Source organism: Streptomyces sp. NPDC003943 (genome assembly GCF_053605265.1).
This window is the reverse complement of the sequence record NZ_JBSGIW010000083.1, coordinates 16,141-35,540: the sequence shown is the minus strand read 5'-3', so window position 1 is coordinate 35,540 and position 19,400 is coordinate 16,141. Positions and strand designations below refer to the sequence as shown.

General features: G+C 73.1%; 17 protein-coding genes and 1 pseudogene. 8 read left to right on the top strand and 10 right to left on the bottom strand.

Going from position 1 to position 19,400, the window contains the following annotated elements; all coding sequences use genetic code 11:
- Window positions 1-117: 117 nt before the first annotated feature.
- Window positions 118-4,755 carry an ATP-dependent helicase gene (locus ACWEV0_RS28160; protein ID WP_453152349.1) on the bottom strand — a complete coding sequence of 1,546 codons (4,638 nt, stop codon included), beginning with the start codon at window positions 4,753-4,755 and terminating at the stop codon, window positions 118-120.
- A gap of 91 nt (window positions 4,756-4,846) precedes the next feature.
- Here ACWEV0_RS28160 and ACWEV0_RS28155 point away from each other — a divergent pair, with 91 nt between their 5' ends.
- The 3 genes from ACWEV0_RS28155 (at window position 4,847) to ACWEV0_RS28145 (ending at window position 7,251) form a co-directional block, all read left to right on the top strand.
- Window positions 4,847-6,085 (top strand): AraC family ligand binding domain-containing protein, encoded by a 1,239-nt coding sequence (locus ACWEV0_RS28155; protein WP_453152347.1) that lies wholly within the window; start codon window positions 4,847-4,849, stop codon window positions 6,083-6,085.
- A 105-nt stretch (window positions 6,086-6,190) separates the two neighbouring features.
- Window positions 6,191-6,946: an AzlC family ABC transporter permease gene (locus ACWEV0_RS28150; RefSeq protein ID WP_453152345.1), complete on the top strand. Its 756-nt coding sequence runs from the start codon at window positions 6,191-6,193 to the stop codon at window positions 6,944-6,946.
- Window positions 6,943-7,251: an AzlD domain-containing protein gene (locus ACWEV0_RS28145; protein ID WP_453152343.1), complete on the top strand. Its 309-nt coding sequence runs from the start codon at window positions 6,943-6,945 to the stop codon at window positions 7,249-7,251. Before ACWEV0_RS28150 ends, ACWEV0_RS28145 begins: the two co-directional genes overlap by 4 nt.
- A gap of 42 nt (window positions 7,252-7,293) precedes the next feature.
- On the opposite strand, the gene ACWEV0_RS28140 is transcribed toward ACWEV0_RS28145, so the two are convergent.
- Window positions 7,294-8,265, bottom strand: a complete 972-nt coding sequence (locus ACWEV0_RS28140) for a hypothetical protein (RefSeq protein WP_453152341.1) — start codon at window positions 8,263-8,265, stop codon at window positions 7,294-7,296.
- 79 nt (window positions 8,266-8,344) lie between these two features.
- Here ACWEV0_RS28140 and ACWEV0_RS28135 point away from each other — a divergent pair, with 79 nt between their 5' ends.
- From ACWEV0_RS28135 to recX, 4 genes and pseudogenes are all read left to right on the top strand, one after another.
- Window positions 8,345-8,539, top strand: coding sequence for a DUF3046 domain-containing protein (locus tag ACWEV0_RS28135; protein ID WP_453152339.1), 195 nt, complete (start codon window positions 8,345-8,347; stop codon window positions 8,537-8,539).
- Window positions 8,540-8,849: 310 nt separating this feature from the next.
- The gene (locus ACWEV0_RS28130) at window positions 8,850-9,965 is read left to right on the top strand and encodes an AI-2E family transporter (RefSeq protein WP_453152351.1); all 1,116 of its coding nucleotides are present in this window, start codon (window positions 8,850-8,852) and stop codon (window positions 9,963-9,965) included.
- Window positions 9,966-10,166: 201 nt separating this feature from the next.
- Window positions 10,167-11,297: a recombinase RecA gene (recA, locus tag ACWEV0_RS28125; protein WP_453152337.1), complete on the top strand. Its 1,131-nt coding sequence runs from the start codon at window positions 10,167-10,169 to the stop codon at window positions 11,295-11,297.
- Window positions 11,182-11,868: pseudogene (gene recX / locus ACWEV0_RS28120) on the top strand (recombination regulator RecX); the annotation flags it as partial. The gene recA and the pseudogene recX, both read left to right, overlap by 116 nt.
- A gap of 12 nt (window positions 11,869-11,880) precedes the next feature.
- Here recX and ACWEV0_RS28115 read toward each other — a convergent pair.
- The 8 genes from ACWEV0_RS28115 to ACWEV0_RS28080 all read right to left on the bottom strand — a co-directional run bounded on the left by ACWEV0_RS28115 (window position 11,881) and on the right by ACWEV0_RS28080 (window position 18,428).
- Complete coding sequence (locus tag ACWEV0_RS28115; RefSeq protein ID WP_453152335.1) at window positions 11,881-12,300, bottom strand: rhodanese-like domain-containing protein; 420 nt, start codon at window positions 12,298-12,300, stop codon at window positions 11,881-11,883.
- On the bottom strand, window positions 12,297-12,854 hold the full coding sequence (locus tag ACWEV0_RS28110) for a cysteine dioxygenase (RefSeq protein ID WP_453152333.1): 558 nt from the start codon (window positions 12,852-12,854) through the stop codon (window positions 12,297-12,299). Before ACWEV0_RS28110 ends, ACWEV0_RS28115 begins: the two co-directional genes overlap by 4 nt.
- A gap of 74 nt (window positions 12,855-12,928) precedes the next feature.
- Window positions 12,929-12,976, bottom strand: coding sequence for a hypothetical protein (locus tag ACWEV0_RS28105; RefSeq protein ID WP_342781581.1), 48 nt, complete (start codon window positions 12,974-12,976; stop codon window positions 12,929-12,931).
- A 71-nt stretch (window positions 12,977-13,047) separates the two neighbouring features.
- Window positions 13,048-14,706, bottom strand: coding sequence for an FAD-dependent monooxygenase (locus tag ACWEV0_RS28100; protein ID WP_453152331.1), 1,659 nt, complete (start codon window positions 14,704-14,706; stop codon window positions 13,048-13,050).
- Between the two features lie 191 nt (window positions 14,707-14,897).
- Window positions 14,898-15,800 (bottom strand): amino acid ABC transporter permease, encoded by a 903-nt coding sequence (locus tag ACWEV0_RS28095; protein WP_453152329.1) that lies wholly within the window; start codon window positions 15,798-15,800, stop codon window positions 14,898-14,900.
- Window positions 15,797-16,444: an amino acid ABC transporter permease gene (locus ACWEV0_RS28090; protein WP_453152327.1), complete on the bottom strand. Its 648-nt coding sequence runs from the start codon at window positions 16,442-16,444 to the stop codon at window positions 15,797-15,799. The genes ACWEV0_RS28095 and ACWEV0_RS28090 overlap by 4 nt, the downstream gene beginning before the upstream one ends.
- Before the next feature lie 122 nt (window positions 16,445-16,566).
- Window positions 16,567-17,484: a glutamate ABC transporter substrate-binding protein gene (locus ACWEV0_RS28085; RefSeq protein WP_451609150.1), complete on the bottom strand. Its 918-nt coding sequence runs from the start codon at window positions 17,482-17,484 to the stop codon at window positions 16,567-16,569.
- A 158-nt stretch (window positions 17,485-17,642) separates the two neighbouring features.
- Complete coding sequence (locus ACWEV0_RS28080; protein ID WP_453152325.1) at window positions 17,643-18,428, bottom strand: amino acid ABC transporter ATP-binding protein; 786 nt, start codon at window positions 18,426-18,428, stop codon at window positions 17,643-17,645.
- A gap of 255 nt (window positions 18,429-18,683) precedes the next feature.
- On the opposite strand from ACWEV0_RS28080, the gene ACWEV0_RS28075 reads away from it, so the two are divergent.
- Window positions 18,684-19,391, top strand: coding sequence for a response regulator transcription factor (locus tag ACWEV0_RS28075; protein ID WP_453152323.1), 708 nt, complete (start codon window positions 18,684-18,686; stop codon window positions 19,389-19,391).
- The last annotated feature ends 9 nt before the right edge of the window (window positions 19,392-19,400 follow it).

Below are 19,400 nucleotides of genomic sequence, written 5' to 3'. Positions count from 1 at the left end.
CCCCGCCCCGCGCCGGCCCGTCCGGCTCCCGCCCGCCCGGGCCCGGCCCGCCCCGCGCCCGCCCCGCCCGGCCCAGGCCCGTCCGGCCGCCGCCCGCGCGGGCCACGCCCGCCGGGGTCACGCCCGCAGGCGCAGGCCCCTGGGTGTGGCGTGGAAGCCGGCGGTTTCCAGCGGGCGGGCGAGGGGCGAGGTCAGGGCCGTCGCGCCGTTGATCCGCTCCACCGTGACCGTGCCGAGTGAGCCCGCCAGGGCGGCCGCCGCCAGGGCTTCGGCGGCCGCCCGGAGCGCCGGGGCGTCCGGGTCGACGGGCCAGGAGAGCAGTGTCTTGCCGCCGCGCTCCATGTAGAGCGTCAGCTCGCCGTCGACCAGGACGACCATCGCGCCCGCCTTGCGGCCCGGCTTGTGACCGGCACCGGTCGGTGGCTCGGGCCAGGACAGGGAGGCCCCGTACGCGTTCGCCGGATCGGCCGCCGCGAGCACCACCGCGCGCGGGCCGGCGGCCTCCTCGGCGCCCCGGTCCCGCGCGTTCGCCGCCGCGCGCAGCCGGTCCACCGCCCCGTCCATGGCGAACTGGGCGGCGCCCAGACCTTCCACCACATAGCCGCGCCGGGCCTGCCCGCTGTCCTCGAAGGCCGACAGGATCCGGTACGTCGCCGAGAAGCCGCCCTCGACGCCCTCGGCGGCCACCGCGCCCCGGGTGACCACGCCGTGCCGGTCCAGGAGCGTCCGGGCCAGGGCGTGCGCGCGGTGGGTCGGCTCGGGCTCCAGCGGCGGCAGCAGCGACCAGCGGCCGCTCACCGTGGGCGGCCCGGTGCGGGAGGCCGGACGGGCGGCCGCGCTCAGCGTCCCGTACCGGCCGCGCGGGACCGTGCGGCGGGCACGGTGGGCCGTCGAGCCTGCCGTGCGCCCCGAGCCGAGCAGCGAGCGCAGCGGGGCCAGGGTGTCGTTGGTGAGCCGCCCGGACCAGGCCAGGTCCCACAGGGCGTCGGCGAGCTGCGGATCCGTGGCGTCCGGGTGGGTGGTGGCCCGCACCTGGTCGGCGATCTGGCGGAAGAACAGCCCGTACCCGCCGGAGAGCGTGGTCAGGACCGACTCGTGGAGCCCGGTCAGCTCCAGGGGGTGCGGCGGCGGCAGGAGCAGCGGCGCCGCGTCGGCCAGATAGAGCGAGATCCAGCCGTCCTTGCCGGGCAGCGCCCCGGCACCCGCCCAGACGACCTCGCCGGTCGTCGTCAGCTCGTCGAGCATGCCCGGCGCGTAGTCCCGCACCCGGGACGGCAGGATCAGCTTCTCCAGGGCGGAGGCGGGCACCGGCGCGCCCTGGAGCTGCTCGATCGCCCGGGCCAGGCCGTCGATCCCGCGCAGGCTGCTGCCGCCCAGATGCTGCCACTGGGGCAGGAAGGTGGCGAGCGCGGCCGGCGGGACCGGCTCCAGCTCGTGCCGCAGCGCGGCGAGGGAGCGGCGGCGCAGCCGGCGCAGCACGGCGGCGTCGCACCACTCCTGGCCGATACCGGACGGGTGGAACTCGCCCTGGACCACCCGGCCGGCGGCGGCCAGGCGCTGCAGGGCGCCGTCGGTGACCGCCGGGCCGAGACCGAAGCGGGCCGCCGCCTGCGAGGAGGTGAACGGGCCGTGGGTGCGGGCGAAGCGGGCGAGCAGATCGCCCAGCGGGTCCTTCACCGGCTCGGTGAACGCCTCCGGCACGCCCACCGGGAGCGCCGTGCCGAGCGCGTCCCGCAGCCGGCCCGCGTCCTCGATCGCCGCCCAGCGGTCGGCGCCCGCGATCCGCACCCGGATCGCCCGCCGGGCCCGGCAGAGCTCCGTCGCCCAGTCGGCCTCCGCGCCGCGCTCGGTCAGCTCCGCGTCCGTCAGCGGCCCGAGCACCCGCAGCAGGTCGGCGACGCCCTCGACGTCCTTGATCCGCCGGTCCTCGGTGAGCCACTGGAGCTCCCGCTCCAGCTCGGCGAGCACGTCCGCGTCGAGCAGCTCGCGCAGCTCCGCCTGGCCGAGCAGCTCGGCGAGCAGCCGCGAGTCGAGCGAGAGCGCGGCCGCCCGGCGCTCGGCGAGCGGGGAGTCGCCCTCGTACAGGAACTGCGCCACGTAACCGAAGAGCAGCGAGCGGGCGAACGGGGACGGCTCGGGGGTGGTGACCTCGACCAGGCGGACCCGGCGCGCCTCCAGATCGCCCATCAGCTCGCGAAGGCCGGGGACGTCGAAGACGTCCTGGAGGCACTCGCGGACCGCCTCCAGGACGATCGGGAAGGAGCCGAACTCGCTCGCCACCTGGAGCAGTTGCGCCGCCCGCTGCCGCTGCTGCCACAGCGGGGTGCGCTTGCCCGGGTTGCGCTTGGGCAGCAGCAGGGCGCGCGCCGCGCACTCCCGGAACCGGGAGGCGAACAGGGCCGAGCCGCCGACCTGGTCGGTGACGATCTGCTCGATCTCGCCCTTGTCGAAGGTGACATCGGCGGCGCCGACGGGCGCCTGCTCGCTGTCGAAGGTGGTGTCGGCGAACCGGCCCGGGTCCACCGGCTCGCTGTCGAGCAGGTCGAGACCCATCAGATCCGCGTCCGGCAGGCGCAGCACGATGCCGTCGTCGGCGTGCATGACCTGCGCGTCCATCCCATACCGCTCGGCGAGCCGGGCGCTCAGCGCCAGCGCCCACGGAGCGTGCACCTGCGCGCCGAACGGGGAGTGGATGACGACCCGCCAGTCGCCCAGCTCGTCACGGAACCGCTCCACCAGGATCGTCCGGTCGTCCGGCACATGGCCGCACGCCTCGCGCTGCTCGGCCAGATACGCGATCACGTTCTCCGCGGCCCAGGCGTCGAGCCCGGCGGCGAGCAGCCGCAACCGGGCGTCGTCCGGCGCCAGGGCACCCACCTCGCGCAGGAACGCGCCGACCGCGCGGCCCAGTTCGAGCGGGCGGCCGAGCTGGTCGCCCTTCCAGAACGGCAGCCTGCCCGGCACGCCCGGCGCGGGCGAGACCAGGACCCGGTCGCGGGTGATGTCCTCGATGCGCCAGGAGGTGGTGCCGAGCGTGAAGACGTCGCCGACCCGCGACTCGTACACCATCTCCTCGTCCAGCTCACCGACCCGGCCCCCGCCCTTCTTCGGGTCGGAGCCGGCCAGGAACACCCCGAAGAGGCCCCGGTCCGGAATGGTGCCGCCCGAGGTGACGGCGAGCCGCTGGGCGCCGGGCCGGCCCGTGACCATGCCGGCCACCCGGTCCCACACCACACGGGGCCGCAGCTCGGCGAAGGCGTCGGAGGGATAGCGGCCGGCCAGCATGTCCAGGACCGCCGTGAACGCCGACTCCGGCAGCGCCGCGAACGGCGCCGCCCGGCGGACCGTCGCCAGCAGGTCGTCGAACTGCCAGCTGTCCAGGGCGACCATCGCCACCAGCTGCTGGGCGAGCACGTCCAGCGGGTTCGCCGGGACCCGCAACGACTCGATGGAACCGGTCCGCATCCGCTCGGTCACCACCGCCGACTGCACCAGGTCGCCCCGGTACTTCGGGAAGACCACGCCCGTCGACACCGCGCCCACCTGGTGTCCCGCGCGGCCCACGCGCTGCAGCCCGGAGGCCACCGACGGCGGCGACTCGACCTGCACGACCAGGTCCACCGCGCCCATGTCGATGCCCAGCTCCAGGCTGGACGTCGCCACCACGGCCGGCAGCCGGCCCGCCTTCAGGTCCTCCTCGACCTGGGCACGCTGCTCCTTGGAGACCGACCCGTGGTGCGCCCGCGCCAGCAGCGCCGGCGCGCCCTGCGCCGCGCCCGACTGCGCCATGATCTCGGCGGGCGGCGCGCCGTCCGGCAGGGCCTCGCCGGTGGCGCGCTCGTACGCGATCTCGTTCAGCCGGTTGCACAGCCGCTCGGCCAGGCGGCGCGAGTTCGCGAAGACGATGGTCGAGCGGTGCGCCTGCACCAGATCGGCGATCCGCTCCTCCACGTGCGGCCAGATCGACGGCCGGTCGCCGCCCTCCGCCGCGTCGGACGCGGGCGATCCGCCCAGCTCGCCCATGTCCTCCACCGGCACGACCACGGAGAGGTCGAACTCCTTGCCCGACGGCGGCTGGACGATCTCCACCTTCCGCTGCGGCGAGAGGTAGCGGGCGATCTCCTCAACCGGCCGCACCGTCGCCGACAGGCCGATCCGGCGGGCCGGGCGCGGCAGCAGCTCGTCCAGCCGCTCCAGGGACAGCGCCAGATGCGCGCCGCGCTTGGTCCCGGCGACCGCGTGCACCTCGTCCAGGATCACCGTCTCCACGCCCGCGAGCGCGTCCCGCGTGGCCGACGTCAGCATCAGGAACAGCGACTCGGGGGTCGTGATCAGGATGTCCGGCGGCCGCGTCGCGAGCGCCCGCCGCTCGGCGGCCGGGGTGTCGCCGGAGCGGATGCCCACCTTGACGTCCGGCTCGGGCAGCCCGAGCCGCACCGACTCCTGGCGGATGCCGGTCAGCGGCGAACGCAGATTGCGCTCCACGTCGACCGCGAGCGCCTTCAGCGGCGACACGTACAGCACCCGGCAGCGCTTCTTCGCGTCGGCGGGATGCGGCGTGGCCGCCAGCCGGTCGAGCGAGGCCAGGAACGCGGCGAGCGTCTTGCCGGAACCGGTCGGCGCCACCACGAGCACGTCGGACCCCGCGCCGATGGCCCGCCAGGCACCTTCCTGCGCGGCGGTGGGCGCGGTGAAGGCCCCGGTGAACCAGCTGCGGGTCGCGGGGGAGAACGAGTCGAGTGCGGACCTGACCATGCCCCCCATCGTGCACCCCGCCACTGACAACCGCCCGGACCTGGGGAAACCTGGCGGCGGGCGGGTTGCGGGGGTGGCGCAGAATGAGGATATGGCGAGTTCTGACGCGCAGAACGGGGACGAGGGCCGGGCGGCTCCGGCGCCGGAGCCCGGCGGCCGCGGCGCGGCGGGCCCGGAGACGCCCGGCCGCGGCGGACCCGGCCCGTCCCGGCCGGCCGGAGCGGGGGAGGGGGCCAGGGCGGACGAGCGTGGAGGTGCTGCCGTACGAGCCATGGCGGACGACCGGAAGCGGCGGGAGGCAGCGCCGCGCGGACACGCGGTCGCCGAGGGCGACCGGAGCGGCGCACCGGGCGCACGAGGTGCCGGGGACGCGGGTGCGGGGGCTCCCGAGGACGGGAACGGCTCGGGCAGCGCCGACCGGGCCGCGGGGCGGCCGCGCGGACACGCCGTCGTCGAAGGCGACCGGAGCGGCGCGCCCGGCGACGGTGTCGCGGCCGGTGGCTCGGGGCGGGCCGGGGAGCGGGCCCGGTACTGGCAGCCGGTCGGAATGCCCGGGGTGGATCTGCTGCACGCGCACTACGTGCGCAAGTCGTTCTCCCGGCACACGCACGAGAGCTTCGTCTTCGCGGCCATCACGGAGGGCGTCGAGGCGTTCCACTACGGAAGCGACCTCGTGCATGCCGGGCCGGGCGAGATCGCGCTGGTCAATCCCGACACCCCGCACACCGGGCACGCCGGCGTGCCCGAGGGCTGGACGTACCGCACGATCTACCCCGACGCCGAGCTGATCCGCGCCATCGCGGACGACACGATCGCGCTGCGCGGCGGCGTCGGCTTCACCACACCCGTCGTGGACGACCCGTACGCGGCGCAGCTCGTCGTCGGCGTGCACCGGGCGGCCGAGGAGGGCAACGCGCTCGCCGCCGACAGTTTGCTGAGGCTGTTCACCGCGCGGATGCTGCGAAGCCACGGCGGCCGGATCACCCCGCTGCCCCCGCGCGCGGCGGGCGCGCGGGACGCGGCACGCGCGCGTGCGCTCCTGGAGGAGCGGATGGCCGAGCCGCCGACCCTGGAGCTCCTCGCCGCAGAGCTCGGCACCAGCCCCTTCGCGCTGCTGCGGGCGTTCCGCGCCGCGTACGGGATGCCGCCGCACACCTGGCTGACCGACGCCCGGGTCCGGCGGGCCCGGCGCCTCCTGGACGCGGGGACGCCACCGGCGGAGGCGGCCGTCACCGTCGGGTTCACCGACCAGTCGCACCTCAACCGGCACTTCACACGCAGCATCGGGGTGCCGCCGGGCGCGTACCAGCGGGCCCGCAAGGCACGCTGACCGGGGCACGGGGCCGAGGGCGGTCTGCGTAGGGCGGCCGACGCTGGACGGCCGGCGCAAGAACGTACAAGACCGGCCGCGAACCGTCCTCGTACCGTCGCTGACGTGGCAGAACAGACAGCACCTCCCGCAATACCCGTACGTGAAGAGCCCCCCGAGCCCTCCGCGATCCCCGCCAAGAGCGACGCCGCCGTCGTGCGCGACGCCCTCGGGGTCGGCGTCGCCGTCGGGCTCTCCGGCTTCGCCTTCGGCGTGACCTCGGCCGGCTCCGGGCTCAGCCTGCTCCAGACCTGCGTGCTGAGCCTGTTCGTCTTCACCGGCGCCTCACAGTTCGCCCTGGTGGGCGCGCTCGCGGCGGGCGGGAACCCGTTCACGGCCGCCGCCGGGGCCTTCTTCCTCGGCACCCGCAACGCCTTCTACGGGCTGCGCCTGTCCCAGCTGCTCGCGCTGCGCCGGCTCGTCCGGCCGTTCGCCGCGCAGTGGGTGATCGACGAGACCACGGCCGTGGCCCTCGCCCAGCCCACCCGGCGGGCCGCCCGCATCGGCTTCACCGTCACCGGCCTCAGCCTGTACGTGCTGTGGAACGTCTCCACGCTGCTCGGCGCGCTCGGCGCGGAGGCCATCGGCGACACCCGCGTCTGGGGCCTGGACGCGGCCGGGCCCGCGGTCTTCCTCGCGCTGCTCGCGCCCATGCTGAAGACCGCCACCGAACGGGCCACCGCCGCCCTCGCCGTACTGCTCGGCCTGGGCCTGCTGCCCGTGCTCCCGGCCGGCGTGCCGGTCCTGGCCGCCGCGCTCGCCGCACCTGCCGTGCTCTGGCTCCAGGGCCGCCGCGACCGCCGCAAGGAGATCGTCCGATGAACGTATGGATCGCCATCGCGTTGACGGCCGCCGGCTGCTACCTGGTCAAACTGCTCGGCCTGCTCGTCCCGGCCGACACCCTGGAGCGCCCGCTCGTCCGGAAGCTCGCCGCGCTGGTCCCGGTCGCCCTGCTCGCGGCCCTCACCGCCCAGCAGACCTTCAGCGCCCAGGGCTCGCTCACCCTCGACGCCCGCGCCGCCGGCCTCGGCGCGGCGGCCGTCGCGCTGCTCCTGAGGGCCCCGTTCCTGGTGGTCGTCGGCGCAGCCGTGCTCGTCACGGCCGGAGTGCGGGCACTGACCGGCTGACGGCCGCCGGGAGGACCGGCGACCGGCACGCGACCGGCACCGTCAGCCGATCGTCCGGCCGTGTGCGCGCAGCGTCCGCAGGGCCTCCACGGTGACGATCGGGCGCCACTCCAGTGCCGAGCCCGGTGCCCACTGGCGCCAGCCGATCGGCCAGCCGCCGTCCGCCTCCTGGGCGGCGGCGAGGTGGTCGAGCGACCGGGCCATCTCCTCCTCGGTGAACCAGCGACGGGCGAGCGAGTCCGGCACGCGCGCGTAGTCGTGCGGATAGTGGTGCTCGCCCGGCGCGTAGCCCGCGGCGACCGGATAGTCCTCCGGCCGCGCCGGGTCGAGCACCGCGAGCCGCTGCTCGCGCACCATGCGGCCGAGCCGGTCGCTCGCCGCCTGGGCGCGGGCGCGGTCCGGGACGCCGTCAAGGAAGGCGACGGCGGCCTGGATCTCGTACGGATGGGACTTCTCCAGGGCGTCCACGGCGGCCCAGCAGAACTCGGTCGCCCGGAACAGCCAGGCGTGCCAGACCTGGTTGCGGTGCAGTAGGCCGACCACCGGGCCGGTGGCGAGCAGCTCGCTCGGCGGGGCGTCGACGACGGGCACGAACGGCGCCGTCGGATAGCCGCGTTGGGAGGGGTGGACGGCGGGCAGCGCGCCGTCGTGGGTGGACACCTCCGTCAGATAGCGGCAGATCCGCTCGACCCGCAGCCCGCCGCACCGGCCGATGGAGTCGAGCACCCGCAGCGCGTGCGCGGTGTGCAGGGGCTGGCTGACCGGTCCGCGCAGATCGGGTTCGAGGGCGTGGCCGTAGCCGCCGTCCTCGTTGAGGTACGCGGTGAGCGCGGCCTCGACCGGGTCCGCGCCGCCGCGCAGGAAGTGGTAGGCGAACCGGCGCTGTTCGAGCACGCGGGCGGTCAGCCACACGAACCGCTCGGCCCGCGCGAGCGGCGACGCGTGTGCGGACCCCGACACCGACTCGAGCGGGGACGCGGACGGAGCGGGGATTTCTGGAGGTTTTCCGGCCATGTTCCGACCGTAGGCGGGAAACCGCGTCTGACAAGGGCTTCGGCCCGGGCTGCACTCGTGAGGGCGGGATACTGGGGTCATGCGGTTGACGATTTTCTGGGAACGGATGACCGACCACTTCGGTGCGTCCTACGCCGAGACCTTCGCCCGGGACCATGTGATGTCGGAGCTCGGCGGACGCACGGTGCACGAGGCGCTGGACGCCGGCTGGGAGGCCAAGGACGTCTGGCGGGCGGTGTGCACGGCGATCGGGGTGCCGGCCGAGAAGCGGTGATGTGACGGGTCCGGGCAGGAATGTCCGTGCGGTGCGCGAGACTGGCGGGGTGGCCCCGACTGACGCGAACGACGAGACCGACGACGAGACCCGTGACGACATCCACCCCGACCCCCGACCCGAACCCCGTTCCGCCCACGGGGCCGGCCCCCGTCCCGGCCCTCGCGGCGGCACGGCCCCTACGGTGACCGCCGACCCGGCCGTGCCCGCCCCGACCGTGACCGAGCAGGCCGCGCCCGCCCAGGCGGTGACGGAACCGGCCGCGACCGCCCCGCCCCCGTCCGAACCCGTCGCGGGCGGCTCCGGGCGGATGCCCCGCTGGCTGCCCCGCGCCCTGATACTCGCCCTGGCCCTCTACGCCTGCTTCCAGCTCGGCGACTGGGCCTTCCACCAGCTCGTCGGGCTGCTCGTCAACATCCTGCTCGCCTTCTTCCTGGCCCTCGCCATCGAGCCGGCCGTCGGGCGGATGGCGGCGCGCGGGATGCGCCGGGGGCTCGCCACCTTCCTGGTCTTCTTCGCCGTCCTGATCGCCGGCATCGGCTTCGTCGTGATGCTCGGCTCGATGCTCGCGGGCCAGATCGTCGACATGGTCGAGAACTTCCCCAAGTACCTCGACCTGCTGATCAACTGGATCAACCAGCACTTCCACACCGAGCTGTCCCGGGTCGCGGTGCAGGACAGCGTGCTGCGCTCCGGCTGGCTGCAGAAGTACGTGCAGAACAGCGCCTCCGGCGTCCTGGACGTCTCCGCGACCCTGCTCGGCGGCATGTTCAAGCTGCTGACGATCTTCCTCTTCGCCTTCTACTTCGCCGCCGACGGGCCGCGCCTCCGCCGCGCGCTGTGCTCCGTGCTGCCGCCGGCCAAGCAGACCGAGGTCCTGCGGGCCTGGGAGATCGCCGTCGACAAGACCGGCGGCTACCTCTACTCGCGCGGCCTGATGGCGCTGATCTCGGGCGTGGCGCACTTCGTGCTCTTCGAGATCCTGGGCGTGCCGTACGCGCCGGCGCTCGGCGTCTGGGTCGGCCTGGTCTCGCAGTTCATCCCGACCATCGGCACCTACCTCGCGGGCGCCCTGCCGATGCTGATCGCCTTCACCGTGGACCCCTGGTACGCGCTGTGGGTGCTGATCTTCGTCGTGGTCTACCAGCAGTTCGAGAACTACATGCTGCAGCCCAAGCTGACGTCGAAGACCGTGGACATCCATCCGGCCGTGGCCTTCGGCTCGGTCATCGCGGGCACGGCCCTGCTCGGCGCGGTCGGCGCCCTGATCGCCATCCCCGCCGTCGCGACCCTGCAGGCGTTCCTCGGTGCCTACGTGAAGCGGTACGACGTGACCGACGACCCGCGCGTGCACGGCCACCGGCGGTACGGGGAGGCGGTCGTCGCCCGGCTGCAGAGGGCGCTGCACCAGCGGAAGGAGCAGTAGCCGCGGGCGGGGGTGCGGCACCGGCGTGGTGCGCTTGACACCAAAATCGAACATCCATTCTTATGGGTTTCCGGGCCTTGGAACCACGGGCTTGTCGCCGAGTTATCCACAGGCTGAGAGGGACGCCGGGGCCCATTGTCAGTGGCAGGGGTTAGCGTCTTTCACATGAAGCGATCGACTCAAGCAAACCGGGTGGAACCCATGGCAGGAACCGACCGCGAGAAGGCGCTCGACGCCGCGCTCGCACAGATTGAACGGCAATTCGGCAAGGGTGCCGTCATGCGCATGGGAGAGCGCTCGAGGGAGCCGATCGAGGTCATCCCGACCGGTTCGACCGCCCTCGACGTCGCGCTCGGCGTCGGCGGCCTGCCGCGCGGCCGTGTCGTGGAGATCTACGGGCCGGAGTCCTCCGGTAAGACGACCCTGACCCTGCACGCCGTGGCCAACGCGCAGAAGGCCGGCGGCCAGGTCGCCTTCGTGGACGCCGAGCACGCCCTCGACCCCGAGTACGCCCGCAAGCTGGGCGTCGACATCGACAACCTCATCCTGTCCCAGCCGGACAACGGTGAGCAGGCCCTCGAGATCGTCGACATGCTGGTCCGCTCCGGCGCCCTCGACCTGATCGTCATCGACTCCGTCGCCGCGCTCGTCCCGCGCGCGGAGATCGAGGGCGAGATGGGCGACTCGCACGTCGGTCTCCAGGCCCGACTGATGAGCCAGGCGCTGCGGAAGATCACCAGCGCGCTCAACCAGTCCAAGACCACCGCGATCTTCATCAACCAGCTCCGCGAGAAGATCGGTGTGATGTTCGGCTCGCCGGAGACCACGACCGGTGGCCGCGCCCTGAAGTTCTACGCCTCGGTGCGCATCGACATCCGCCGCATCGAGACCCTGAAGGACGGCACGGAGGCGGTCGGCAACCGCACCCGCTGCAAGGTCGTCAAGAACAAGGTCGCGCCCCCCTTCAAGCAGGCCGAGTTCGACATCCTGTACGGCCAGGGCATCAGCCGCGAGGGCGGCCTGATCGACATGGGCGTGGAGCACGGCTTCGTCCGCAAGGCCGGTGCCTGGTACACCTACGAGGGCGACCAGCTCGGCCAGGGCAAGGAGAACGCCCGCAACTTCCTGAAGGACAACCCCGACCTCGCCAACGAGATCGAGAAGAAGATCAAGGAGAAGCTGGGCGTCGGCGTGCGGCCCGAGGAGCCCTCGGCGGAGCCGGGCGCGGACGCCGCGAGCGGCACGGACGCGGCGGGCGACGAGGCGGGCAAGTCCGTCCCGGCCCCGGCCAAGGCCGCCAAGGCGACCAAGGCCACCACGGCCAAGAGCTGACCCGGTGACCGGTCGCACCGAATGGCCGGACGACAGCCCCGACTCGTCGAGGGCCGAGAAGGAGCTGTCGTCCCAGGACCCGGCTGAGCGGGCGCGGGCGATCTGCCTGCGCCTGCTCACCGGGACCCCCCGCACCCGCAAGCAGCTCGCCGACGCCCTGCGCAAGCGGGAGATCCCGGACGAGGTCGCCGAGGAGGTGCTCTCCCGCTTCGAGGACGTCGGGCTCATCGACGACGCGGCCTTCGCCGGGGCCTGGGTCGACTCCCGGCACCACGGCCGGGGCCTGGCCCGCCGGGCCCTCGCCCGCGAGCTGCGCACCAAGGGCGTCGACCCCACCCTGATCCAGGAGGCGGTCGACCGGCTCGACTCCGACCAGGAGGAGGCCCGGGCGCGCGAGCTCGTCGACCGCAAGCTGCGCGCCACCCGCGGCCTCGACCGCGACCGGCGGCTGCGCAGACTCGCCGGCATGCTCGCCCGCAAGGGATACCCCGAGGGCATGGCGCTGCGGGTGGTCCGCCAGGCCCTGGCGGATGAGGGCGAGGACACCGAGGGCCTGGACGAACCGGTCTAGGGCCTGGCCGTTCTAGGGCGTGGCCGTCCGAATCCGCCTCGGGAGCAGGACCGGGAGGCCGGCCGCCTTCCAGGCCTGGAAGCCGCCGATGACGTCGGTCGCGCGGCGCAGGCCCAGCCGGCGCAGGGACTCGGCGGCGAGGGAGGAGGCGTAGCCCTCGTTGCAGAGGACCACGACCCGTAGATCGTGGCTGTCGGCCTCGGGGAGGCGATGGCTGCCGAGCGGGTCGAGGCGCCACTCCAGTTCGTTGCGCTCGACGACCAGGGCGCCCGGGATCAGGCCGTCCCGTTCGCGCAGGGCCGCGTAGCGGGTGTCGACCAGCAGGGCGTCACCCGCCCGGTAGGCCGCGTGGGCGGCTCGGGCGTCGATCCGGTCGAGCCCGGCCCGTACCCGCTCCAGCAGTTCGTCGATACCGATCCGTTCGTCGCTCACTGCCAGTCCTCCGGGCGCTCGACCTGCTCCAGGCACAGGACCGCGCCGGTCCGGCTGAAGCGCCGGATCAGGGGGAGCGGCGGGTAGTAGGCGTGCACCGAGACCGCGTGGCCGTCGGGGGACTCGTTCAGCACCTCGTGCACATGGTGGCGGCCGAAGGCCCGGCCGCGGCCGGCCGGGAGGACGCGGCTGCGGTCGACGTCGTCGGCGAGTTCCAGGTTCTTCCAGCCGCCCGCCGGGAGCCGCACCGCGAGGGAGTTCTCGCGCAGGGTGCCGCGAGCGGTGGCGAAGGCGCCGAGCGACTCGGCGTGGTCGTGCCAGCCCGTGCCCGTGCCGGGCGGCCAGCCGATGAGCCAGGCCTCGCTGCCGCCCGGGCCGTCGAGCCGCACCCAGGTACGGCCCTCGGGGTCGAGCGGAAGCGAGTCGATCAGCGCGGTGTCGGCGGCCGTGCGCCGGACGAAGTCCAGCAGATCGGCCTGGCTGGGGGAAACAGGGGAGGCGGGGGAGACGGGACCGCCCGGAACGGGTGTGAGGGTGCGCGGGGTCTGTGGCACGGATGACCGTCCTGAGGTTCGCGAAGCCGCGCACGACCGGTCCGGGGTGCGCGAGCGGGGAAAGGGAGGCGAATTCAGCAGGACGGGCGACACACGCAGCCCGCGTAACGGATCAGGTCCACATGGACCCTCCGCCACAGGCGCACAGGGGTGTCGGTCACGCTCCGGAGTACACCACGCACACCCGCGCCGGTCAATTGGCTTCCGCGCCGACCTCCTCGTCCGCCACGTCCGCCTCCGCCGCCTCGTCCGCCTCGCTCCCGCCCCGTACCGCGTCCGCCGCCGCGTGCAGCTCCTCCGGCCGCACACCGGCGAAGGCGGCGGCCAGATGGCCGTCGGGACGGACGAGCAGCACCGCGTGGGCCGGCGCGCCCGGATACGCCTCGGTGACCAGGAGCTCCGCCGGGGCGGGCAGCGCGTCCACGGCCTCGGCGAGCCGGGGCATCACGCCCGCGCTCACCCAGTGCCGGCGGTCCCACACCCCGGTGCCCGGGGCGACGAGCACGACGAGCAGCCGGCCCTGACCGAGCCGGTCCCGGAGCCGTACGGTCGTACCGTCGGGGGCGGTCACCCGTACGTCCTCGACCGGAGCGCCGTCCGGCGTGCCCACCGGGATGCGGCCCTCGGCGGGCTCGGGCGCCAGCGGCGAGTGCGGATAGGCGGGCAGCGCGCCCAGCGGACCGCGGCCCAGGTGCCCGTCGGTGAGCAGGGTGTCGTGGCTTCGTCCGCCGCCCGGCAGGATGGTGCGCAGCCCCCCGCCGCCGCGCAGCACCGGAAGCGCCTGGTCGGCCGCGCGCAGCAGGGCGGCGACGGCGGCCCGGCGCTCGCTCTGGTAGCTGTCGAGCAGTACGGGCGAGACGTCCGGGTGGTGCCAGGTGTGCGCCAGCTTCCAGGCCAGGTTGTCCACGTCCCGCAGCCCCTCGTCGACGCCCTGCGTGCCGACCGCGCCGAGCAGGTGCGCCGCGTCGCCGGCGAGGAGGACCCGGTCCACCCGCCAGCGCCGCGCCAGCCGGTGGTGCACGGTGTGGACGCCGGTGTCGATCAGCTCGTACGCCGGGGTGGTGCCCTCGCACCAGCCGGCCAGGGTGTCGCGGATACGGCTGACGAGCGCGTCGGGGGTGACCAGGTCGCCGCGCGGCGGCAGCAGCCAGTCGATGCGCCACACCCCGTCGGGCAGCGGCCGGGCCGCGATCTCGTTGCCGACACCCCGCCACGGCGGCTGACGGTGCAACAGGGCCTCGCCGGCCCAGGGGAGTTCGGTGCGCAGCGCGGCGACCGCGTGCCGTTCCACCGCCGTACGGCCGGGGAAGCGGACGCCGAGCAGCTTGCGCACGATCGAGCGGGCGCCGTCGCAGCCGACCAGATGGCTGCCGCGCCACCAGGTGCCGGCCGGGCCCCGGGTGTGGGCGCGCACACCGAGCGCGTCCTGCTCGATGGTGTCGACCCGGGAGTCGGTGACGAGGGTGACGAGCGGCTGCCTGGAGATGGCGTCGCGCAGGCCGCGGGCGAGGGCGTGCTGCGGGACGTGCAGCGGGGCGGCCGGGGCCTCCGGGCCGTTCTCGGCGCCGTCGTCGCCCGGCAGGCCCAGGTCGAGGGCGACGTGCCGGGTCTGCTGGCGGCGGCGCATCGCGCGCCAGCCGACCCAGCGCAGGCCCTCGTCACGCAGCGTGGCGCAGCCGAGCCGCTCCACCAGGGCGGCCATGTCGGCGCGCAGCACTACGGTGCGCGCGGGGCGCGGTTCTTCTTTGCCCGGAGTCTCGTCGAGGACGACGCTGGGCACGTCCTGGGCGGCAAGGGCGAGGGAGAGCGCGAGGCCGACGGGCCCCGCGCCCACGATGATCACCGGGTCCACGGTGCGGCTCCTGAACCTGAATGCGCGCAGGGCCGTACGGTCTCGTTCCGTACGGCCGCGCGGGAAGCACAGCAGAGGGTGGCGCGGGCCCGGAGCTTGATCACAGAACGTATGCAACCCACTGCGGGTGCGTGCGTCAAGTGACAAGGGCAGCGGCGGTCGCCACTGCCCCCGGATGATGTCACATGCCGTCAGTTCTGTGCGGAACCGGCCCCGCCGGTGCCGCCGTGCTGCCCGGCGTCGGCGGTGACGACGACCGCCTGGGCCTCCGCGTCGGAGACCTTGATACCCGTCTTCGCCCGCCGGCCGCGCTTCTCGATCCAGGTCGCGAGCGCGGACAGGGCGAGGCAGAGCGCGATGTAGATGGCGCCGAAGACCACGATCACGGACACGTACGGGTACTGGCCGTTGACGAGCGTGTTGGAGGCGATCAGACGGGCCGAGTAGAGCAGCTCGGGGTAGAGGATGACGAAGCCGAGCGACGTGTCCTTGAGGGTGACCACCAGCTGGCTGATGATCGTCGGCAGCATGGCCCGGACGGCCTGCGGCAGCAGGACGCTGGTCATCACCTGCGTCTTGGTCATGCCGAGCGCGTACGCCGCCTCGCGCTGGCCGCGCGGCACCGCGTTGACGCCGGCACGCAGCACCTCGGCCTGGACGCAGCCGTTGTAGACCGACAGGCCGAGCGCGAGCGCCCACATCGAGTAGTCGGTGAGGAAGCCGACCCACACCGCGAAGATGGTGATGAGCAGCGGGATCGAGCGGAAGACCTCGATGAAGGCGGTGGCCGCCCAGCGGACCGCCGCGTGGTCGGAGAGCCGGCCGACGGCGAGCAGGACGCCGAGGACGAGGGAGCCGACGGCGGCGAGGCCGAACGCCTTCAGGGTGGCGAGCAGCGCGTCGGCGATGTTCTGCCGGATGCCCGCGTAGTTGAAGATGTCCCACATCGCGTAGTCGAGGTGCCCCTTGTCGCTCAGCCGCATGATGCTGACGACGAGCAGCGCGAGGATGGCGAGGCTGCCGACGACGGCGTAGATCCGGTTGCGGACCTTGGCCTTGGGGCCGGGCGTGTCGAAGAGAACGCTGGCGCTCATCGGGCGACCTCCAGGTTGCGCTCAAGGAGACGGAAGAGTCCGCTGATGGCGAAGGTGATGACGAGGTAGGCGAGGGCGACCCAGAGGAAGATCGGGACGATCGCGTAGCCCTGCTCGCTCATCAGGGTCTGCCAGCCGAACAGTTCGGTGACGCTGAACGCGCCGGCGATGGCCGAGTTCTTGGTCAGCGCGATGAAGATCGAGCTCAGCGGGGGCAGCACGGTCCGGGTGGCCTGCGGCAGCACGATCAGGCGCAGCGTCTGCGTGAAGGTCAGGCCCAGCGAGCGGGCGGCCTCGGCCTGGCCGAGCGGCACGGTGTTGATGCCGGAGCGGACGGCCTCGCAGACGAACGAGGAGGTGTAGAAGCCGAGCGCGAGCGAGGCGAGCACGAAGGGGCTCATGCCCGGGAAGAGGATCTCCGGGACGACGAAGAAGAAGACCAGGAAGAGCAGCGTCAGCGGGGTGTTGCGCAGCAGCGTCACCCAGGCGGTGCCGAAGAAGCGCAGCGGGGGGACGGGGGAGACCCGGAAGCCGGCGATGACGACGCCGAGCAGCAGCGCGATGACCGAGCTCACGGCGGTGATCTCCACGGTTCCTATGAAACCGTTGCGGAACTCCGCGAAATTGTCGAGCAGTACGTTCATGAGGACTCCGCGTCGGCAGTCGGCGGCAGGCTTGCGCGAGGCAGGCTTACGGGCAGGGGTGGGGCGCCCCGTGGCACCGAGGGGAGGGGGACGGTGCCACGAGGCGCTCACTCAGGGGTGGTTCAGTAGCGGATGACCGCCGGCGGCTCGGTGTAGGCCGAGCCGGAGAGGCCGAGGGTGGCGTCGTAGATCCGCTTGTACGTGCCGTCCTTCTCGTGCGACTCGAGAATGCGGTTCACCTCGTCGCGGAGGGCCTTGTCGTCCTTGTTCATGCCGATGCCGTACGGCTCCTCGGTGAACGGCTTGCCGACGACCTTGAGCTTGCCGGCGTTGGCGGCGGCGTAGCCCTTCAGGATCGAGTCGTCGGTGGTGACGGCGTCGACCTGCTTGGTGAGCAGCTGCTGGACGCAGTCGGAGTACTTGCCGAGCTCGACGGTCTCCGCACCGTACTTCGGCTTCTTGATCTCCTGGAGCGGGGTCGAGCCCGTGATCGAGCAGACCTTCTTGCCCTTCAGGGTCTCCGGGCCGGTGATCGCGGTCTCGTCCTTGCGGACCAGGAGGTCGGCGCCGGCCTTGTAGTACGGGCCGGCGAAGCCGACCTGCGCCTTGCGCTTGTCGTTGATCGTGTAGGTGCCGACGTAGTAGTCGACCTGGCCCGTGGCGATCGCCGTCTCGCGGAGCTTCGAGTCGACCGTCTTCCACTCGATCTTGTCCTCGGAGAAGCCGAGGTCGGCGGCGATCATCTTGGCGATCTCGATGTCGAAGCCGGAGCGCTTCTTCGTGGCCTGGTCCTCGAAGCCGAGGTACGGCTGGTCGGCCTTGGAGCCGATGATCAGCTTGCCGCGCTCCTTGGCCTTCTTGAAGGTCGGCGAGTTCAGGTCGACACCGCCGGAGACGGTGTACGTGGGCAGCGCGGGGGCGTCGGCGTCGCCGGGCTTGGCGGCGGGCTTGTCGCCGGCCGAGCCCTCCTTGCCGCCACAGGCGGTCGCGGTCAGCGCGAGCACGGCAACGGCCACGGCCGCGGTCTTGCGGAGCTTCATCGTGAAAATCCCTCAGGTCGTGGATAGTTGATCGTCAGTGTGCAGCAAGTAGCCGGGAGTGACGAAGGAGTTCCGGACGCGTGGCGCCAGGGGCACGGATCACAGGGACCGCCAGTGGTGCGGTTGGGGGACCGTCGGTGGCGCGGTCGCGGGGAACGTCAGTGGTGCAGGATCTTCGACAGGAAGTCCTTGGCGCGGTCGCTGCGCGGGTTGCTGAAGAACTCGTCCGGGGTGGCCTGTTCGACGATCCGGCCGTCCGCCATGAACACCACGCGGTTGGCGGCCGAGCGGGCGAAGCCCATCTCGTGCGTGACGACCACCATCGTCATGCCCTCCGCGGCCAGCTGCTGCATGACGTCCAGGACCTCGTTGATCATCTCCGGGTCGAGGGCCGAGGTCGGCTCGTCGAACAGGATGACCTTCGGGCCCATGGCGAGCGCGCGGGCGATGGCCACGCGCTGCTGCTGGCCGCCGGACAGCTGCGCCGGGTACTTGTCGGCCTGCGTGCCGACGCCGACCCGGTCGAGCAGGGCGCGGGCCTTGGCCTCGGCCGCCTTCTTCTCCACGCCGCGGACCTTGATCTGCCCCAGCATCACGTTCTCGAGCACGGTCTTGTGCGCGAAGAGGTTGAAGGACTGGAAGACCATGCCGACGTCGGACCGCAGCCGCGCCAGCTCCCTGCCCTCCTGGGGCAGCGGCTTCCCGTCGATGGTGATGCTGCCGGAGTCGATCGTCTCCAGGCGGTTGATGGTGCGGCACAGCGTGGACTTGCCGGACCCGGACGGACCGATGACCACCACGACCTCGCCGCGGTGGATCGTCAGATCGATGTCCTGGAGCACGTGCAGCGCGCCGAAGTGCTTGTTCACGGCGGACAGCACGACCAGGTCGTCCGTCGCCCGCACGGCGTCCTGCGAACCCTTGGTCACTGACACTCCGCTCATCGGCTTCTCGCTCCGTCCTGCTCGGTTGGGTTGGACACTAGAGATCGGGCGGGACGAGCGTCATCACATCTGAGCGAAGTTTGAGCATAACGATAGGGTCGCGACCGGATACTCTGCGTGAACGGTATGGCCCGTAACCTCCGTGCCCTGGTACACAGATAGTCATCACCCCGCGGGTGGCCGCACTCACCGCCACACGCAGAGCGCCCCCGGAGCGCACGCAGAGCACCCGCAGAGATCGAAGGAGGAGGGCCCATGAGACTGCTGCTCGTCGAAGACGACGACCACGTCGCCGCCGCGCTCTCCGCGATCCTCGCCAAGCACGGCTTCTCCGTCACCCACGCCCGCAACGGCGAGGAGGCGCTGCAGGCCGTGCTGCCCGCCGCCCACGGCGAGCGCCCCTCGTACGGGGTGATCCTGCTCGACCTCGGCCTGCCGGACCTGGACGGATACCAGGTCTGCGGCCGCATCCGTAAGCTCACCAGCACCCCCGTGATCATGGTGACCGCCCGCTCCGACGTGCGCTCCCGGATCCACGGCCTCAATCTCGGCGCCGACGACTACGTCGTCAAGCCCTACGACACCGGTGAGCTGCTCGCCCGCATCCACGCCGTCAGCCGGCGCAGCGCCGCCGGCGAGGAGACCACCGGCACCGGCGAGGACAGCACCACCCTGCGGCTCGGCTCCGTCACCATCGAGCTGCCCACCCGCCGGGTCAGCGTCGACGGCGAGGTAGTCCCGCTCACCCGCAAGGAGTTCGACCTCCTCGCGCTGCTCGCCCAGCGGCCCGGCGTGGTGTTCCGCCGCGAGCAGATCATCAGCGAGGTCTGGCAGACCAGCTGGGAGGGCACCGGCCGCACCCTGGAGGTCCATGTCGCCTCCCTGCGCTCGAAGTTGCGCATGCCCACCCTGATCGAGACCGTGCGGGGCGTCGGCTACCGCCTGGTCCCGCCCTCCGCGTAAGCCCGGCCC

Coding starts and splice junctions, on each gene's coding strand:
- ACWEV0_RS28095 (WP_453152329.1), bottom strand. CDS start 15,800: ATGAGCGCCAGCGTTCTCTTCGACACGCCCGGCCCCAAGGCCAAGGTC.
- ACWEV0_RS28080 (WP_453152325.1), bottom strand. CDS start 18,428: ATGAGCGGAGTGTCAGTGACCAAGGGTTCGCAGGACGCCGTGCGGGCG.
- ACWEV0_RS28135 (WP_453152339.1), top strand. CDS start 8,345: ATGCGGTTGACGATTTTCTGGGAACGGATGACCGACCACTTCGGTGCG.
- ACWEV0_RS28090 (WP_453152327.1), bottom strand. CDS start 16,444: ATGAACGTACTGCTCGACAATTTCGCGGAGTTCCGCAACGGTTTCATA.
- recA (WP_453152337.1), top strand. CDS start 10,167: ATGGCAGGAACCGACCGCGAGAAGGCGCTCGACGCCGCGCTCGCACAG.
- ACWEV0_RS28085 (WP_451609150.1), bottom strand. CDS start 17,484: ATGAAGCTCCGCAAGACCGCGGCCGTGGCCGTTGCCGTGCTCGCGCTG.
- ACWEV0_RS28140 (WP_453152341.1), bottom strand. CDS start 8,265: ATGGCCGGAAAACCTCCAGAAATCCCCGCTCCGTCCGCGTCCCCGCTC.
- ACWEV0_RS28160 (WP_453152349.1), bottom strand. CDS start 4,755: ATGGTCAGGTCCGCACTCGACTCGTTCTCCCCCGCGACCCGCAGCTGG.
- ACWEV0_RS28145 (WP_453152343.1), top strand. CDS start 6,943: ATGAACGTATGGATCGCCATCGCGTTGACGGCCGCCGGCTGCTACCTG.
- ACWEV0_RS28130 (WP_453152351.1), top strand. CDS start 8,850: ATGCCCCGCTGGCTGCCCCGCGCCCTGATACTCGCCCTGGCCCTCTAC.
- ACWEV0_RS28155 (WP_453152347.1), top strand. CDS start 4,847: ATGGCGAGTTCTGACGCGCAGAACGGGGACGAGGGCCGGGCGGCTCCG.
- ACWEV0_RS28075 (WP_453152323.1), top strand. CDS start 18,684: ATGAGACTGCTGCTCGTCGAAGACGACGACCACGTCGCCGCCGCGCTC.